General features: G+C 66.0%; 15 protein-coding genes. 4 read left to right on the top strand and 11 right to left on the bottom strand.

Annotated elements, in window-relative coordinates; translation table 11 throughout:
- Nucleotides 1–7 precede the first annotated feature (7 nt).
- On the top strand, nt 8–1,381 hold the full coding sequence (locus SR870_RS07700; protein ID WP_322517409.1) for a PleD family two-component system response regulator: 1,374 nt from the start codon (nt 8–10) through the stop codon (nt 1,379–1,381).
- 175 nt (nt 1,382–1,556) lie between these two features.
- Here the strand turns inward: SR870_RS07700 and rpmG are convergent, their stop codons facing one another.
- Entirely contained in the window at nt 1,557–1,724 is a 168-nt protein-coding gene (gene rpmG, locus SR870_RS07695; RefSeq protein WP_011441304.1) for a 50S ribosomal protein L33, read from the bottom strand.
- Nucleotides 1,725–2,014: 290 nt separating this feature from the next.
- Between rpmG and SR870_RS07690 the strand changes: the two genes are divergently transcribed.
- Complete coding sequence (locus SR870_RS07690; RefSeq protein ID WP_322517408.1) at nt 2,015–3,265, top strand: MFS transporter; 1,251 nt, start codon at nt 2,015–2,017, stop codon at nt 3,263–3,265.
- A 22-nt stretch (nt 3,266–3,287) separates the two neighbouring features.
- Here SR870_RS07690 and SR870_RS07685 read toward each other — a convergent pair whose 3' ends face one another.
- The 4 genes from SR870_RS07685 to topA all read right to left on the bottom strand — a co-directional run bounded on the left by SR870_RS07685 (nt 3,288) and on the right by topA (nt 9,660).
- Nucleotides 3,288–4,046, bottom strand: coding sequence for an NUDIX hydrolase (locus SR870_RS07685; RefSeq protein WP_322517407.1), 759 nt, complete (start codon nt 4,044–4,046; stop codon nt 3,288–3,290).
- Nucleotides 4,047–4,151: 105 nt separating this feature from the next.
- The gene (locus SR870_RS07680) at nt 4,152–4,583 is read right to left on the bottom strand and encodes a DUF983 domain-containing protein (RefSeq protein ID WP_322517406.1); all 432 of its coding nucleotides are present in this window, start codon (nt 4,581–4,583) and stop codon (nt 4,152–4,154) included.
- On the bottom strand, nt 4,580–6,913 hold the full coding sequence (gene rnr, locus SR870_RS07675) for a ribonuclease R (RefSeq protein WP_322517405.1): 2,334 nt from the start codon (nt 6,911–6,913) through the stop codon (nt 4,580–4,582). The genes SR870_RS07680 and rnr overlap by 4 nt, the downstream gene beginning before the upstream one ends.
- Nucleotides 6,914–6,915: 2 nt before the next feature.
- Nucleotides 6,916–9,660, bottom strand: coding sequence for a type I DNA topoisomerase (gene topA / locus SR870_RS07670; protein WP_322517404.1), 2,745 nt, complete (start codon nt 9,658–9,660; stop codon nt 6,916–6,918).
- A 248-nt stretch (nt 9,661–9,908) separates the two neighbouring features.
- On the opposite strand from topA, the gene SR870_RS07665 reads away from it, so the two are divergent.
- Nucleotides 9,909–10,115 (top strand): hypothetical protein, encoded by a 207-nt coding sequence (locus SR870_RS07665; RefSeq protein ID WP_322517403.1) that lies wholly within the window; start codon nt 9,909–9,911, stop codon nt 10,113–10,115.
- Between the two features lie 265 nt (nt 10,116–10,380).
- Here the strand turns inward: SR870_RS07665 and SR870_RS07660 are convergent, their stop codons facing one another.
- The gene (locus SR870_RS07660) at nt 10,381–10,989 is read right to left on the bottom strand and encodes an FMN-dependent NADH-azoreductase (RefSeq protein WP_322517402.1); all 609 of its coding nucleotides are present in this window, start codon (nt 10,987–10,989) and stop codon (nt 10,381–10,383) included.
- A gap of 132 nt (nt 10,990–11,121) precedes the next feature.
- On the opposite strand from SR870_RS07660, the gene SR870_RS07655 reads away from it, so the two are divergent.
- Nucleotides 11,122–11,499, top strand: a complete 378-nt coding sequence (locus SR870_RS07655) for a helix-turn-helix domain-containing protein (protein ID WP_322517401.1) — start codon at nt 11,122–11,124, stop codon at nt 11,497–11,499.
- A 4-nt stretch (nt 11,500–11,503) separates the two neighbouring features.
- On the opposite strand, the gene dprA is transcribed toward SR870_RS07655, so the two are convergent.
- From dprA to SR870_RS07630, 5 genes are all read right to left on the bottom strand, one after another.
- Nucleotides 11,504–12,640: a DNA-processing protein DprA gene (dprA, locus tag SR870_RS07650; protein WP_322517400.1), complete on the bottom strand. Its 1,137-nt coding sequence runs from the start codon at nt 12,638–12,640 to the stop codon at nt 11,504–11,506.
- A gap of 234 nt (nt 12,641–12,874) precedes the next feature.
- Nucleotides 12,875–13,468 carry a glycerol-3-phosphate 1-O-acyltransferase PlsY gene (plsY, locus tag SR870_RS07645; protein ID WP_322517399.1) on the bottom strand — a complete coding sequence of 198 codons (594 nt, stop codon included), beginning with the start codon at nt 13,466–13,468 and terminating at the stop codon, nt 12,875–12,877.
- 178 nt (nt 13,469–13,646) lie between these two features.
- A complete protein-coding gene (locus SR870_RS07640) occupies nt 13,647–14,948 on the bottom strand; it encodes a dihydroorotase (RefSeq protein ID WP_322517398.1) in 1,302 nt (433 codons plus the stop codon).
- An 18-nt stretch (nt 14,949–14,966) separates the two neighbouring features.
- Nucleotides 14,967–15,920: an aspartate carbamoyltransferase catalytic subunit gene (locus SR870_RS07635; RefSeq protein WP_322517397.1), complete on the bottom strand. Its 954-nt coding sequence runs from the start codon at nt 15,918–15,920 to the stop codon at nt 14,967–14,969.
- 204 nt (nt 15,921–16,124) lie between these two features.
- Entirely contained in the window at nt 16,125–17,726 is a 1,602-nt protein-coding gene (locus SR870_RS07630; protein WP_322517396.1) for an EF-hand domain-containing protein, read from the bottom strand.
- Between the last annotated feature and the right edge of the window lie 159 nt (nt 17,727–17,885).

The raw sequence follows: 17,885 nt of genomic DNA, 5'->3' as shown, positions 1-17,885 counted from the left end.
GAACGCGATGTCCGCACGCATCCTGGTCGTCGACGACATTCCGACCAACGTCAAGCTGCTCGAAGCGCGGCTGTCGGCCGAGTATTTCGACGTCGTGACCGCCGCCAACGGCGTGCAGGCGCTGGAGATCTGCGAGCGCGCCGAATGCGACATCGTGCTGCTCGACGTGATGATGCCGGACATGGACGGATTCGAGGTCTGCCGCCGGCTCAAGGCCAATCCGAAGACGCATTTCATTCCGGTCGTGATGGTGACGGCGCTCGACAGCCCGGCCGACCGGGTGCGCGGGCTCGAGGCCGGCGCCGACGACTTCCTCACCAAGCCGGTGTCGGACGTGGTGCTGATCGCGCGGGTGCGCTCGCTGACGCGCCTGAAGATGATGACCGACGAATTGCGGATGCGCGCGATCACCTCGCTCGAGATCGGCGTGCAGGCGCCGGAGCGCGAGGCGGTCAACGATCTCGGCAAAGGCGGCCGCATCCTGCTGGTCGACGACCGGCCGTCGTCCTACGAGCGGCTGGCGCCGCTGCTCGCTGCCGAACACGACATCGACGTCGAGCCCAATCCGTCCGAGGCGCTGTTCCATGCGGCCGAGGGCAATTACGACCTGCTGATCGTGTCGCTCGGCCTGGAGAATTTCGACGGGCTGCGGCTGTGCAGCCAGGCGCGCTCGCTGGAGCGGACGCGCCACGTGCCGATCCTCGCCATCGCCGACGCCGACAACAACGCGCGGCTGCTGCGCGGCCTCGAGATCGGCGTCAACGACTACCTGCTGCGCCCGGTCGACAAGAACGAATTGCTGGCGCGCGCGCGCACGCAGATCCGCCGCCGGCGCTACACCGATCATCTGCGCGACAACGTGCAGCATTCGATCGAAATGGCGATCACCGACGGGCTGACCGGGCTGCACAATCGCCGCTACATGGAAAGCCATCTCGCGACGCTGGCCGAACAGGCGGGGTCGCGCGGCAAGCCGCTGGCGCTGATGATCCTCGACATCGACTTCTTCAAATCGATCAACGACGGCTACGGCCACGACGCCGGCGACGACGTGCTGCGCGAGTTCGCGGTGCGGATCAAGAAGTCGATCCGCGGTATCGATCTGGCGTGCCGCTACGGCGGCGAGGAATTCGTGATCGTGATGCCCGAGACCGACCTGCACGTCGCCCAGATGGTGGCGGAGCGGCTGCGCCGCGCCATCGCCGGCGAGCCGTTCGCGATCGAGAAGGGAACGAAGCGGATCGAGGTCACGATCTCGATCGGCCTGTCGACGCTGGAGCGCAAAGGCGAGGCAGTGCGCGATCTCCTCAAGCGCGCCGACACGGCGCTGTACCGCGCCAAGCACGACGGGCGGAATCGGGTGGTCGCGGCGGCGGCGTGAGCCGAGGCGCCCTCTGCATCGAAACACGCGCCGCCGTCATCCTTCGAGGCGCGCCGTCCTTCACGGCGCGCCTCGAAGGATGACGTGGTTTGTGTGGTGACGCCCCGCAAAAGCAAACGGGGCCCGAAGGCCCCGCGAAACTCGATCAGCAAGCGCGGCGCTTACTTGATCTTTGTTACTTGATCTTGGCTTCCTTGAACTCGACGTGCTTGCGCGCGACCGGGTCGTACTTCTTCTTGGTCATCTTGTCGGTCATGGTGCGCGAATTCTTCTTCGCCACGTAATAGAAGCCGGTGTCGGCCGTGGAGACGAGCTTGATCTTGATGGTGACCGCTTTGGCCATGTCGGAACCTCGGATGTCGGGAATCAATCAGCGAGGTCGAACGTCAGGACCCGCGTTTGGCGGGCAAACTAGCCGCGAATGATCGAAAGTCAAGGTTTTCGCTCCAATCGGCGTCGCCACCGGGAGCCGGGGGCGGTTTCGGGCCGTTTCAGGCCGGACGACGCCGAAATATGGGCGATTTCGACAAGACGGCTGGCATCTGCATCGCAGATCCTCGCTGAACCGCTCTCGACACCGGGCCGGCGTGCCCCATGTTCGAAGCCGACCCGAATCCATACGAAAGTCGAGCAATGACCGCGATCGAGCCGAGCCTGAGGGTGGTGGACGACCAACGACCCGAGCCGCCGCCGCGCAAGGCCGGCCGGGAGGAGGGCGCGCCCTCGGGCCCGGCGATGGGCTTCGGCCTGACGCTGGCGATGGCAGCCGCCTCGGGAATCGCGGTGGCCAACATCTATTACAATCAGCCGATGCTCGGCGTGATCGAGCGCGACCTCGGCACGCCGTCGCTGACCGGCATGATCCCGACCGCGACCCAGCTCGGCTACGCCGTCGGTCTTTTCCTACTGGTGCCGCTCGGTGATCTGACCGACCGGCGCCGGCTGATCGCGTGGCAATTCGTGCTGCTCGCGGGCGCGCTGGTGCTGGTGGCGCTGGTGCCGTCGGCCGGGCTGATGATCGTCGCCTCGCTGGCGCTCGGCGCCTGTGCCACGGTGGCGCAGCAGGTGGTGCCGTTCGCCGCGGCGCTGGCCGAGCCGGCGCGGCGCGGCAAGGTGATCGGCACGGTGATGGCGGGGCTGCTGTGCGGCATCCTGCTGAGCCGCACGGCGGCGGGATTCGTCGCCGGCCATGCCGGCTGGCGCGAGATGTTCTGGCTGGCGGCGCCGCTGGCGCTGGTCGCCGCCGCGCTGATGGCGTGGCTACTGCCGCGCCACCATCCGCATCTGACGATCGGCTACGGCGCCGCGCTGAAATCGCTGCTGGCGCTGTGGCGCGAGCAGCCGAGCCTGCGCCGCGCCACGCTCGTGCAGGCCGCGCTGTTCGGGTCGTTCAGCGTGTTCTGGACCGCGCTGGCGCTGCATCTGCAGGAACCGCGCTTCGGGCTCGGCCCCGACGCGGCCGGCTTGTTCGGGCTGGTCGGCGTGGTCGGCATCCTTGCCGCGCCGATCGCCGGACGCATCGCCGACCGCAGCGGGCCCGGTCCGGTGATCACAATCGGCGCGTTGCTGACGGTGGTGTCGTGGGGGCTGTTCGGCCTGTGGGGCAGCCTGGCAGGGCTGGTGCTGGGGGTGATCGTGCTGGATTTCGGGCTGCAGAGCGCGCTGATCTCGAACCAGCACATCATCTACGCGCTGGTGCCGGACGCGCGCAGCCGGCTGAACACCGTGTTCATGACGGGCACCTTCATCGGCGGCGCGATCGGATCGGCCGGCGCGGCGTTGGCGTGGGGGCAGGGCGGCTGGCCGGCGGTGTGCCTCTTCGGCGCCGCGCTGGCGGCGGTCGCCCTGGTGCTGGAGCTGATGGCCCGCCGGGCGGCCCGGTAGGGCGCAGGCAATGCCGGGGCGCTCAGGCGCCCGGCAGCATGTCCTTCTGCATCTTGCCGCCATAGAAATGGAAGAACGGCACCGGCGCGTCGTGGCGCAGCGGGCCGGTGGCGAGCCGGCGGTGCAGCTCGCCGAGCACGTTCTTGGTCATCGCATGCAGATCGGCGAGCGGGCTGGAACCGAGCTCGACCCAGACCAGTTCGACCAGTTCGGCATCGGCGTGGACCACGCCCTCGACCCGGTGGGCGATCGCCGAGGCATCGGCGGTGAAGAAGCGGGTGTCGAAGCGCCGGACCCGGCCGGGCGGGGTGATGGCGCGGGCGATCAGGTACAGGCCGGACGGGTCGGGCAACAGCCCGGCCTCGGCGAAGGGCTGCCATGGGCCGTCGAGATTCGTCTTCGCGCTATCCGCCCTGCAGCCGAGGCACAGGCCGGTTTCCTCGCAGGCCTCGCGGATCGCCGCGATCGCCAGCGCGCGGGCGCGGGCGCGGGTGATCCTCGGGCTTCCCTTGAGCAGATTGGCTTCCAGCTCCGGCGGGATCTGCGCTGCGACCGGCACGCGGTTGTCGAACTTGTCGACCCGGCCGCCGGGGAACACGAACTTGCCGGGCATGAACACCACATTGTCGTGGCGGCGGCCGACCAGAACCTTCGGGATGCTGCCGCTGCGATCGACCAGGATCAGCGTCGCGGCGTCCTTGGGACGGAAATACGGATGGTGATCGGCTTCCTTCTCACCCTGTTCGACCGTGTGCGCAGCCTGCGTGACCGTCTCGCTCATCTCGCTTCCCCCACTTCCGTTTCTTTTTGCAGCCTGTCGGCTGTTAGAGTTTCTCTTTGAGCATGATCAGTTCCGAAGACCGGGCCCCGCCTTCGGGATCATACGCTATTTCTCCGGATTGTTCTCGTCGAAGCCGTGCATCCGGAACGCCCATTGCAGGCCGACCACCGCGCCCTTGACGGGCTGCAGCAGCGCCAGCGATGCGAACAGCGTGATAGGCAGATAAATCGCGAGCTGCAACATCACCGGCGGCGAGAAATTGGTCTCGATCGACAGCGCGATCGGCACCACGATGTGGCCGACGATGACGATCACCAGATAGGCCGGCAGATCGTCGGCGCGGTGGCCGGTGAAGTCCTGTCCGCAATGCGAGCAGTTATCGGCGGTCTTCAGGAAACCGCGGAACATCTTGCCTTCGCCGCATTGCGGGCAGCGGCCGCGGAAGCCGCGCCACATCGCCTGCCAGACATTGCGATCCTCGGTGGGAGCGTTGTCCGACGGCCAGACGATCGGCGCACGATTCACAACGGTCTTCATCGCTTTCCCTTTCCGGGCTTGTTCGGCTTTCGCTTCGATGCCTTGGCATCTTTCGTCTTGCCGGCCTTGCTGCGCCCGATGGCATTGCCTTTTGGCGGTTTCGACCCTTTGCCCTTGTGCGGAACTTTGCCTGGGCCGCGCGCGACGCTACGCGATTCACTTAAGAGCTCGAACCGCAATGCGCCAGCCACTGGTGCAGCTTCTACCAGACGAACATCGACGACGTCCCCCAGCCGATGCATGGCACCGCTGCGCGAGCCGATCAGCGCGTGGCGGGTTTCGTCGTAGTTGTAATATTCGTCGCCGAGTGTGCGGATCGGAATCAGTCCGTCGGCGCCGGTGTCGCTCAGCTTGACGAACAGGCCGGCCTTGGTGACGCCCGAAATCCGGCCCTGGAAGGTCGCGCCGATGCGGTCGGCGAGGTAATGCGCGATCAGCCGGTCGACGGTTTCGCGCTCGGCCTTCATCGCACGGCGTTCGGTCAGTGAAATCTGCGCGGCGACTTCAGCCAGCGTTTCCACGGTTTCGGTCTGCGGCAGCGCGCCGTCGCCGAGATCGAGCGCGCGGATCAGCGCGCGATGCACCACGAGATCGGCGTAGCGGCGGATCGGCGAAGTGAAATGCGCGTAGCGGCGCAAATTGAGCCCGAAATGGCCGTAGTTCTCCGAGGCGTATTCGGCCTGCGCCTGCGAGCGCAGCACCACTTCGTTGACGAGCGGCTCGGCGTCTTCGCCCTTGACCATCGCCAGGATGCGGTTGAACTGCGCCGGCTTCAGCGCGCCGCCCTTGGCGAAGGACAGGTCGAGCGTCTTGAGGAACTCGACGAGATTGTGGACCTTCTCCACGCTCGGCTCGTCATGCACCCGGTAGATCAGCGGCAGCGCCTTCTTCTCCAGCATCTCTGCGGCGGCGACGTTGGCGAGGATCATGAACTCCTCGATCAATTTATGCGCGTCGAGCCGTTCCGGAACGATGACGCGGTCGACGGTGCCGTCGGGCTTCAGCAGGATTTTGCGCTCAGGCAGATCGAGATCGAGCGGATCGCGGTCGTCGCGGCCGCGCTTGACGATCGCATAGGCGTCGTAGAGCGGCTTCAGGATGGTGTCGAGCAGTGGGCCGGTGGTGTCGTCCGGATGGCCGTCGATCGCGGCCTGAGCCTGCGCGTAGTTCAGCTTCGCCGCCGAGCGCATCAGCACGCGATGAAACGAATGCGAGCGCTTGCGGCCATCGGCACCGATCACCATGCGGACCGCGAGCGCGCCGCGCGGCTCGCCGGGCTTCAGCGAGCACAGATCGTTGGAAATCCGCTCCGGCAGCATCGGCACGACGCGGTCGGGGAAGTACACCGAATTGCCGCGCCGCAGCGCGTCGCGATCGAGCGCGGAGTCCGGCCGCACGTAGTAAGCGACATCGGCGATCGCGACGTGCAGGATCACGCCGCCTTTGTTGTTCGGATCGGGATCCGGTTCGGCATGGACCGCGTCGTCGTGGTCCTTGGCGTCGGGCGGATCGATCGTCACCAGCGGCAGCTCGCGCCAGTCCTCGCGGCCTTTCAGCGTCGCGGGCTCGGCGGCTTCGGATTCGCGCAATGCGGCCGACGAAAATTCCTGCGGGATGTCGTGGGAGTGGATCGCGATCAGGCTGACGGCCTTTTCGGTCGCGAGCGAGCCGAGCCGTTCCTTGACGCGGCCGGACGACAGTCCGTAACCGCGGCTGCGGATCAGGTCGACGCTGACGAGATCGCCGTCTTCCGCGCCGCCGGCATCGTGCGGCGCGATGTTGAGTTCGCGTCCGGCCTGTTTCTTGTCGACCGGCACCAGCCGGCCGCCGCCCTGCGGCGATGCGCGAAAGATACCGAGAATGCGCGGCTTGCCGCGATCGAGCACGCGGATGATTCGGCCGACATAAGCGGGACCTTGCTCGGGCGCCTCGGCCGGCTCGACATGCAGCAGCGCGCGGTCGCCGAGGCCCGCGGCGGTGCCGGGCTTGGGACGGCGCGGGATGTGGATGCGGATCTTCGGCGGATCGCCGTCCTGCTCGTCCCATTCCGAGGGCGTCGCGATCAGTTCGCCGTCGCTGTCGCGCGCAACGACGTCCGCGAGCAGCGTCGGGGGCAGGGCGGCCGGCTCGGCGACCTTGCGGCGGCCGGTTTTGCGGATCGTGCCGTCGTCGGACAGTTCCTTGAGACGGCGCTTCAGTTCGGCACGGTCGGCATTCTTCAGGCCGAACTCGCGCGCGATCTCGCGGGTGCCGACCTTGCCTGGATGCGCGCGGATGAAGGCGAGGAGGGTGGCCTTGTCCGGGAACTTGTCGTCGCGCGTCTTGCTCACATCTATCCGTTCTTGGCCGCGCTCTTTTTGGCGGGAGATTTGGGCTTGGCGGCTGCGGCTTTCGCCGTCTTGGTTGGCGAAGTCTTGGCCTTCACCGGCGCGCGCGCCGGGCTGGCGGCGGCGCCCTCGGCTTTCGGCTTGGCCTTCTTGGCCGCGGCTTTCTTCGCCGGCTTGGCGTCGCTCTTGGCTGCGGCTTTCTTGGCCGGCGCCTTCTTCTTGGCCTTAGCCCCGCCGCCCTTGGCGGCGCGCTCGTCGATCAGCGCGATCGCTTCCGGCAGCGTGATGGTGTCCTGGGTCTTGTCGTTCGGGATCGTGGCGTTGACGCCGCCCGCAGTGACATAGGCGCCGTAGCGGCCGGCCTTCACCGCCACCGGGCCGAGCGACGGATGATCGCCGAGCGGCTTGCCGGGATCAGAACCGAAGCGGCGCTTGCTCGGGCCCTTGGCGATCTTCTCGGCGATCAGCGTCACCGCGCGGTTGAGCCCGATATTGTGGACATCGTCGCCGGCCTCGAGGCTGGCGTAGGTCTTCTCGTGCTGCACATAGGGCCCGAACCGGCCGATCCCGGCCTTGATCGGCTCGCCGGTCTCCGGATGCTTACCGACTTCACGCGGCAGCGCGAGCAGGCGCAGCGCGACGTCGAGTTCGACGTCGGAGGGCGAGGTGCCCTTCGGGATGCCGGCGCGCTTCGGCTTCTCGCCTTCCGCATAGTCCTTGGCGTCGCCGAGCTGGATATAGGGGCCGAACCGGCCGGATTTGACCGCGACTTCGAAGCCGGTGTCCGGATCGAGGCCGAGCACGCGGTCGGCATCGCCGCCGCCGCCGTCTGCAGCAAGGGGGCGGGTGTGGCGGCATTCCGGATAGTTCGAGCAGCCGACGAAGGCGCCGAACTTGCCGGCCTTCAGATTCAGCCGGCCGGTGCCGCAGCTCGGGCACTGCCGCGGATCGCCGCCGTCTTCGCGCGGCGCATAGATGTGCGGGCCGAGCAGTTCGTCGAGTACGTCCAGCACCTGCGCGACACGCAATTCCTTGATGTCGTCGACGGCGCCGATGAAGTCGGTCCAGAAATCGCGCAGCACCTGCTGCCAGGAGATTTCATTGTTGGAGATGCGGTCGAGCTTCTCTTCCAGCGCCGCGGTGAAGTCGTATTCGACGTAGCGGGCGAAGAAGCTCTCCAGGAACGCGATCACGACGCGGCCCTTGTCCTCGCCGTGCAGCCGCTTCTTCTCGAGTTTCACATAGCCGCGATCCTTCAGCACCTGCAGGATCGAGGCGTAGGTCGAGGGCCGGCCGATGCCGAGCTCTTCCATCCGCTTCACCAAGGAGGCTTCCGAGAAGCGCGGCGGCGGTTCGGTGAAATGCTGCGTGACGGCGAGCGCCTCGCGCTTCAGCGCGTCGTTCTCGCTCATCGCCGGCAGCCGGCGCGAATCCTCGTCCTCGGAATCGTCGTCGCGGCCTTCCTGATAGGCGGCGAGGAAGCCGTCGAACTTGACCACCTGGCCAGTGGCGCGCAGCTCCAGCACCCGGGAGCCTGCTTTCGCCTCGATGTCGACGGTGGTGCGCTCCATCTCGGCCGATTCCATCTGGCTGGCGACGGTGCGGACCCAGATCAGCTCGTAGAGCCGGGCCTGATCGGAATCGAGCCGCTTGGTGACCTCGGACGGGCGGCGCGACATGTCGGTCGGGCGGATGGCTTCGTGGGCCTCCTGCGCGTTCTTCGCCTTGGCCTGATATTGCCGCGGCGCGTCCGGCACATAGGCGCTGCCGTAATCCTCGGCGATCACCTTGCGCGCCTGGGTGATGGCGGACGGGTCGATCTGGACGCCGTCGGTTCGCATATAAGTAATGAGGCCGGTGGTTTCGCCGCCGATGTCGATGCCTTCATATAGCCGCTGCGCGATCCGCATGGTGTGCGCCGGCGCGAAGCCGAGCTTGCGGCTGGCTTCCTGCTGCAGCGTCGAGGTGGTGAACGGCGCCTGCGGGTTGCGGCGGGCAGGCTTGGCCTCGACGCTGGACACCTTGAAATTGGCGGTCTCGATCGCCTGCTTGAAGTCGTCGGCCTCGGCGCCGGTGCCGATGTCGAGCCGCTGGATCTTCTTGCCGTCGGCGCCGACCAGGCGGGCCTCGAAGGCTTCGCCGCGCGGCGTCGTCAGGGTCGCGATCAGCGACCAGTATTCGCGCGGAACGAACTTCTCGATCTCCATCTCGCGGTCGCACACCAGCCGCAGCGCGACCGACTGCACGCGCCCGGCGGAGCGGGCGCCCGGCAGCTTGCGCCACAGCACCGGGGAGAGGGTGAAGCCGACCAGATAATCGAGCGCGCGGCGCGCCATATAGGCGTCGACCAGCGCGCCGTCGATCTCGCGCGGATGCTGCATCGCCTCTGTGACGGACTGCTTGGTGATGGCGTTGAACACCACGCGCTCGACCTTTTGGTCCTTCAGCGCACGCTTCTGTTTCAACACCTCCAGCACGTGCCAGGAGATCGCCTCGCCCTCGCGATCAGGGTCGGTGGCGAGGATCAGCTTGTCGGCGCCCTTGAGCGCCTTGGCGATGTCGTTGAGCCGCCCGGCGGCTTTCGGATCGATCTCCCAGATCATCTGGAAGTTGGCGTCGGGATCGACCGAGCCATTCTTGGCCGGAAGGTCGCGCACATGCCCGAACGAGGCCAGGACCTCGTAGGACGAGCCCAGATATTTGTTGATCGTCTTGGCCTTCGCAGGCGACTCGACAATGACGAGATTCATCGGATTCCAATGACTTAGCTGAGAGAAATGCGCCGTTTTCGCGAGACTCGCGCCAGCCGCATTGCCCGGAACATGGGTTCTGGTGCGGTCGCTGTCAAATCGGTCCGGTCATGCCGCCGGCCCATAGCGACAGAAAAGCGCGTGACCAGACACGAAACTTAAACCTAGAGTTGCACAACCTAGAGTAGTAATACGTACGCCAGACTCACCGATAGGGGCCTTCGATACCCCTGAAAGGAACCCGGCCCATGGTGTCACGACGTGGCAGCGGCTCACGCGATCGCAATGGCGGCCCGGTCGAAGCGGCCGGCTACCTCGTCGAGGCGATCTCAGAGCTGATCCAGATCGCCGACGTCCACCGACTGGATATGCTGTGTTATCTGCTCGACATGGCGCGGCTGGAGGCCAACGAGATCGTCCGCCACCGCAACGGTTGCCGTTCGGAGAGCAAGTGAAGAGGCTCGCGCCACGGATCAGATGATCGAGCTAACCTCGCGGGCTGCTTCGGCTTTCAGCGTTCATACGCGGCTTGAACCCCGGTCAGCGCGGCTGCCGCGCGGCGGGTGGAACCAAGGCTGGCGTTTACGTCTTATTAACCGAACTGGTTCACGATTCGAATAAGCAGGAGGCGGGCCGGATGTACGTCCGCCTCCAAGATGGCTCGAAGTGTCACCACTTCGGGCCGTTGCTTTTTGGGGGGCGGGCCGGCTGCTTGCGCCCTCAGGCCGCTCGCAGGCCGGCCGCGGCGGACAGCGCCGAGGCGAGCGCCTTCTCGCGATGCTCCGGGCCGAGCTGGATGCCGTCCGCAGAGATGATTTCGGGGGCGGCGATGCCGATGAAGCCGAACACGAAGCGCAGATAGCTTTCCAGATGCTCGCCGACCGCCATCGGCGTATCGGCGCCATAGAAGCCGCCGCGCGACGCCGCAATGATCACCCGCTTGCCGGCGGCCAACCCTTCGACGCCGGTGGGACCGTATTTGAAGGTCTTGCCGGCGACGAGGATGCGGTCGATCCAGGCCTTGAGCTGGCTCGGAATGGTAAAATTATACATCGGTGCGCCGATCACCACGACGTCAGCGGCGAGGAATTCGTCCAGCACCGTCTGACCCGCGGCCAGGTCGGATTGCAGCGACGGCTCGGGGGCGGCGCCCTGGGCGGCGGCGAGATGCGGACCCGACAGGTGCCGCAGCGGCTCGGCGGTGAGGTCGCGATAGGTGACGGTCAGTCCCGAATTGGCCTGACGGAGCCGGTCGACGATCGCGGCGGAGACCTGGCGGCTGACCGAGTGGGGGCCGAGCACGCTGGAGTCGATGTGAAGCAGTTTCATTGGCGTCTTCCTTGGTATAGATTTGTAACTGACGCACTATGAGTGACTGCGAAAACCGCACAAGAAGGCACTATTTTGAAACTCGAGCACAGCGATCTGCCTGCGCACAGCGATGTTCCCGGGCACAATGATGTGCCTCTCGGGCCGGGCGCCCACGCGCGCAGCGATTGCCAGGGCGTCAATTCGGTGCTTTCGCGGGTCGGCGACAAATGGACCGTGCTGGTGATCATGCTGCTGCGCGATGGGCCGCGGCGCTTCAACGAGCTGAAGCGGATGATCGGCGGGATTTCGCAGCGGATGCTGACCCTGACGCTGCGCGGGCTCGAGCGCGACGGGCTGGTGACGCGGACCGTGTTTCCGACGGTGCCGCCGCGCGTCGACTACGAACTGACGCCGCTCGGGCACGGCCTGAGCCAGCCGGTGCAGGCGCTCGGCACCTGGGCGCGCGAGCATCTGCCGGAAATCGAGACCGCGCGGCGCGCCTTCGATGGTCGCGGCTCGTCGAACTGACGCGTCAATTCAGCGACACCAGCCCGCCGCCATGGCGCTCCAGCCGGCCGGCAAGCTCCAGCTCCAGCAGCACAGTGCGCACCACCGCCGGAGAGATGCCGGAGAGCCGGATCAGATCGTCGATCCCGACCGGGCTCGGCCCGAGCAGGTTGACGATGCGGCTGCGGTCGCTGGGATCGGGATCGCTCGCCGGCGGCGGGTGGTCGGGTTCGCGGCCCGGCAGCTCGATCGGCCGCTCGAGGATCGGCGACACCGCCTGGATGATGTCGGCGGCGCAAGTGATCAGCGTCGCGCCCTGTTTGATCAGGTCGTTGGTGCCGGCGGCGCGCGGATCGAGCGGCGAGCCCGGGACCGCGAACACTTCGCGGCCCTGATCGGCGGCGCGCCGCGCTGTGATCAGCGAACCGGAGCGATACGCCGCCTCGATCACCGCGACGCCGACCGACGCGCCGGAGATCAGCCGGTTGCGGCGGGGAAAATCCTTGCCGCGCGGGACGTGGCCGAGCGGCATTTCCGAGATCGCCGCGCCGCGCGCTTCGACGATGTCGAGCAGCAGATCCTCGTGCTCGGCCGGATAGATCTTGTCGTGGCCGCCGGCCAGCACCGCGACGGTGCCGCTGCCGAGGCTGGCGCGATGCGCCGCCTGGTCGATGCCGCGCGCCAGCCCGGAGATCACCACGAAGCCGCTGGCGCCGAGGTCGCCGGCGAGAAGCTGAGCGAATTTCAGCCCGGCGCCGGAGGCATTGCGCGAGCCGACGATCGCGATCATCGGCCGCTGCATCATGGCGAGCGCGTCCGGCAATGCGTGGACGCCGAGCAGCGGCGGCGCGTCGTCGATCAGCGCGAGGCGAGGGGGATAGCCCGGCTCGCCCGGCGCGACCAGCTCGACGCCGAGCCGGCGACCACCTTCGATCTCGCGCCGCGCCTCGTCTTCGCTCGGGATGCGTCCGGCGCGCGCCGCGCCGCCGCGCCGCGCCAGCTCCGGCAACCGCTCCAGCGCCGCGCGCGCCGAGCCGAAATGATTGATCAGCGAGCGGAAGGTGCGAGCGCCGACATTGTCGGCGCGGATCAGCCGCAGCCAGTCGATCCGCTGCGCCTCGGTGAGAAGACTCGTTCCCTGGTCGCTGGTACTTTCGGCCACGCACCACCCCCGCCGGGAGTGTTGCGCAACTTATGCGAGTGGACAAGTTCGACGAAGGCGGAAGCTGATGAGGTATCGGGCGCCGTCACCCTGAGGTGGCCGCGTAGCGGCCCTCGAAGGGCGACGGCATGGTAAGAAGGGGACGAGCGCCACGCTGTGTGGCACATCCTTCGAGGCTCGCTGCGCTCGCGCCTCAGGATGACGGCGCGTGAGAAGCAAGCTGCGTAGCGGTCGCTACTTCTTCTCGCCGATCCTGCTCTCGGTGCCGGCCTGCAGCCGCTTGATGTTTTCGCGGTGCATGTAGAACAGCAGCAGCGTCAGCACGGCGAACAGCGAGGCGAGTGCGGGGTGGCCGAACCACCACAGGAAGATCGGGGTGATGAAGGCGGCGACCAGCGCGGACAGCGACGAGTAGCGCGCGGTGAAGGCGGTGGCGAGCCAGAGCAGGCAGAACACGATCGCCGCCGGCCAGAACAGGCCGATCAGCACGCCTATATAGACGGCGACGCCCTTGCCGCCCTTGAACTTCAGCCAGACCGGAAACAGGTGGCCGAGAAACGCGCCGAGTGCGGCCAGCATCGCGGCTTCGGCGCCGCCGAAACTCGACGCGATGATCACCGCGGCGGTGCCCTTGAGCGCGTCGAGCAGCAGCGTGGCGGCGGCGAGGCCCTTGCGGCCGGTGCGTAGCACGTTGGTCGCGCCGATATTGCCGGAGCCGATCGAGCGCAGATCCTGCGTTCCGGCGAACCTGGTCAGGATCAGGCCGAACGGAATCGAGCCGAACAGATAGCCGAGCAGCAGTGCTGCGATGTAGATCCCGATCATCACAATTCTCCAAACAACTCTAGCGCGTCGGCAACAAAGTCAGGCTTTCCCGTCATTGCGAGGAGCGAAGCGACGAAGCAATCCAGCGTGGTGCACGGCGCTTCTGGATTGCTTCGCTTCGCTCGCAATGACGAGAACGGAAGCCCTTATCGTCCGGACTGACGCAGCCCTTCAAATCCACTTACACATGCTCGTACACCGTGCGGCCGCCGACGATGGTGCGGACCACCCGTCCGGAGAACCGCGCTTCGTCGAACGGGGTGTTCTTGCACTTTGATTTCAGTTCGTTCGGATCGACGATCCACGGCGTGTCGAGGTCGATCACGATCAGATCGGCAGGACTGCCGGCGCGCAGCGTGCCGCTGGGCAGGCCGAGCAGTTCGGCCGGGCGGGTCGACATCGCGCGGATCAGGCTCACCAGATCGAGCTCACCGGCGTGGAGCAGCCGCAAGCCGGCCGGCAGCATCGTCTCCAGCCCGATCGCACCGGCGGCGGCCTCGGCGAAGGGCAGCCGCTTGACCTCGACGTCCTGCGGATTGTGATCCGACATGATGACGTCGATCAGCCCGGAGGAGACGGCGGCGATCAGCGCCTTGCGGTCGTCCTCGGTGCGCAGCGGCGGCGACAGCTTGAGGAAGGTGCGGTACGGGCCGATGTCGTTCTCGTTGAGCGTGACGTGATTGATCGACACCGACGCCGAGACGTTGATCCCGGAATCGCGCGCGCGCTGCAGGATCTCCAGCGACTCGATGCAGGTCAGCGATGCGGCGTGGTAGCGGCCGCCGGTCAGCGCGGCGAGGCGGACGTCGCGCTCCAGCACCACGGCCTCGGCGGCGTTCGGCACGCCCGACAGCCCGAGCCGGGTGGCGAATTCGCTCTCGTTCATCACGCCTTCGGCGACCAGATCGGGGTCTTCGGTGTGGTGCACGATCAGCGCGTCGAAATCGCGAGCGTAGGTCAGCGCGCTGCGCATCACCCGCGCGTTCATCACGCTGCGGTCGCCGTCGCTGAACGCCACGGCGCCGGCGGCCTTCAGGAGGCCGATCTCGGTCATCTCGGTGCCGTTCAGCCCCTTGGTCAGCGCCGCCATCGGATGGATGTTGACGATCGCGGTGTCGCGGGCACGGCGCATCACGAAGTCGACCGTCGCCGAATTGTCGATCACCGGCGAGGTGTTGGGCTGGCAGACGATGGTGGTGATGCCGCCTGCGGCCGCGGCCTGGCTGGCCGACGCGAAGGTCTCGCGGTGGCTGGCGCCGGGCTCGCCGACGAAGGCGCGCATGTCGACCAGGCCGGGGGCCACCACCATGCCGGCGCAATTGACGATGTCGGTGCCTTCCGGCACGCCGGCGGCGCCGATGCCGCGGCGGGCGTCGCGGATCACGCCGTCGGCGATCAGCACGTCGCCGATGCCGTCGAAATCGCGCGCCGGATCGATCAGGCGGGCATTGGCGAGCAGGATCGGGCGGCGGTCGATCAGCATCTCAGTTCCGTTCCAGCTTCACGCGTTGGGCAGGTTGCGGGCCAGCGCTTCGAGCACCGCCATCCGCACCGCCACGCCCATTTCGACCTGTTCGCGGATCACCGATTGCGCGCCGTCGGCGACGATCGAGTCGATCTCGACGCCACGATTCATCGGCCCCGGATGCATCACCAGCGCGTCGGGCTTGGCGTAGGCGAGCTTCTTCTGGTCGAGCCCGAAATAGTTGAAATATTCGCCGCTCGACGGCACGAAGGAGCCGTTCATCCGCTCGCGCTGCAGCCGCAGCATCATGACGATATCCGCGCCGTCGAGCCCCTCGCGCATGTCGCGTGCGACCTCGACGCCCATCCGCTCGATTCCGCGGGGCAACAGCGTGGAGGGCGCGACCACGCGGACGCGCGCGCCCATGGTGTTGAGCAGCAGGATGTTGGAGCGCGCCACCCGCGAATGCATGACGTCGCCGCAGATCGCGATCACCAGACCTTCGAGCCGGCCCTTGTTGCGGCGGATGGTCAGCGCGTCGAGCAGCGCCTGGGTCGGATGCTCGTGCGCGCCGTCGCCGGCATTGATCACCGAGCCGTCGACCTTTCGAGCCAGCAATTCGACAGCGCCGGAGGCGTGATGGCGGACCACGAGGATATCCGGGTGCATCGCGTTGAGCGTCACCGCGGTGTCCATCAGCGTCTCGCCCTTGCGCATCGAAGACGACGACACGCTCATGTTCATCACGTCGGCGCCGAGACGCTTGCCGGCGATCTCGAAAGAGGACTGCGTCCTCGTCGAGGCCTCGAAGAACAGATTGACCTGGGTGCGGCCGCGCAACGAGGCGCGCTTCTTGTCGACCTGCCGGTTGAGCTCGACATATTCCTCGGAAAGGTCGAGCAGGCCGGTGATGTCGGCGGCGGAAAGCCCTTCGATCCCCAGCAGATGCCGGTGAGCGAGGACAAAGGTCGATTTCAATGCGGGGGTCATTAAAGCAAGAGCTATAGGGAGACTTGCCGGAGCGGGCAAGCGCGATCCGCACGCCTGCGCAGAATATCCCCTGCGGTCGGAAAGATGGCCACGCCGATACGACGACGGAGCAGAGGGAACCTGCCCCCGGTCGGGAGGCCTCTTTCGCATCGAGGGGTGCAGACGCAAACGGTGACCAGCGAATTGCAACGAGACCGAAATCGGTCAATTTGGACCGATAGGCTTATCCTCCCTCTCGCGGGCAATCCTGCAATGTATCGGATCGCCGATCGGTTGCGGAGTGTCTCGCAGAATTAGGAACTTGACCGAATGTGCGCCCGCCAACCCGGCGGGAAACCTGATCTTGCGGTGTATGAGAAATGTGCCGTCCGGCTCTTGGGTAAGCGCACCGCTCCGCATCAATTGGAGCAATCCTGCTTCCTCCGGCAATACGTCGTAGCTTGCGACAGCCGCAGAGCTTATGACCTTCGCGGGGTCAATCTCGATGACGCCGCCTGGGCTGAAACGCAACAATTGTTGCTCCAGGCTCGCAATTGCATGCATTTGCGCATCCACATTCGACGTGTCGCCGGTAGTCGACGAGGCCGGCCCGTACCTCGGCGTCAGGATTGTATTGGGCTTCTGATTGCCCCGAAGTTGCACAGCGCCGGATGGTAATCCGAAACTGGTGAGTTCAGAGCGACCGAAGACTAGGTCGGGCGCCCGCCCGATGTCGCGCTCCACCGCGATTGCGGTGTCGGCAGCGTCGACATCCACGTTGGAAGAGTGCGGTAGGCAGACCTTCGCAGGCAGACTCGTCACTCGCTCAGCGGGCAAGCCGGTGGCGCCGCTGGCGTATTTGCTGGCCAGCACCACGCGTTCGATACGATCCACGGCGCCAGTGAATTGCCAGATGGTCGCAACGAAATTCGTGATCACTAGATAGAGTGGCTCGGATCCGGGCTCGACGATGATCGTGCCGGCACGTGTGACATCGTCCATCGATCCGAGCGCGACGTTCGACAGCGCATTAGTCTGGTGGGTCCCAAGCACAACGACCTTTGCGGACGATGACGCCTTCGGCATGGCGCACTTGGCATGGACTTTTGCTTCGAACCGACGAATGGACTCTTCAGCCCCAGGGGTCGAGTCGTAGGCACGCGCGTGATAGGCGGCGTACTCCTTCGAGCTGATGATGCCGTCCTGATCGGTATCGAGAGTACGAAAGAATGTCTCAAAAGCGGTTTTTAGTTCAGACCAGGTAACAGCGCCATCGCCATCGGCATCGAACGCCATCAGCGTTTCCAGTACATCTGTCGCAGAATTTGTTCCCGGAGCGTCCATCGTGGGTATCGTCTGCGTGGCGATTTGAGCTTCTGCGAAGCTGACTAGGCCGTCACCGTCAGCATCCCAACTCATCATCTTCGCGACAGAGGCCTCCACTCGGTCAATCGTCTGGACGGCCAACCGGCCAATTTGCCTCTCGAACCTCAATAATGTTCGCAGTTCCTCAGCGGTGACGGCACCATCTTGATCCAGGTCAGCGCGTGTCAATTGGGCGAGAGTGCTAGATCGAAATTGGGCAGTTCGCATTGAGGCGATAATATCAGTGTCCGCAATGGTGAGGGCGCCGTCGATATTGGCGTCCGTCGCTACGAATGTTTCTCGTGCCCTCTCCGTGAAGCGACTAGCCGTAGTGTTGGCCGGCAAGCGGAACTGCAAATACCAAGTTGCCGCCAGCCGCCTGCTTGTCGTGAGGTCCATCGCCTGCAAGGCATTCGGGGCGAAGACAAAGCAAAAAAGTGCAAATACCGCCGCTGGACGCATAGTTGTTCCTTGATGCAGATTCAACCAAAAGTGATAGCACGGTTGGCGTCGCTGGCGAATGGTCGGGGTGCAGTCGGTTAATGAAGTCGAAATTTTCTGCTTCGAGACGGGTTCGGCTCCAATTTCCCGGATAAGGACTTCCTGTATGATGGAGCCATT

The organism is Rhodopseudomonas palustris (assembly GCF_034479375.1).
In the GTDB taxonomy this organism is placed as follows: Bacteria; Pseudomonadota; Alphaproteobacteria; order Rhizobiales; family Xanthobacteraceae; genus Rhodopseudomonas; species Rhodopseudomonas palustris_M.
This window is presented reverse-complemented; position numbering and strand designations above follow the sequence as displayed.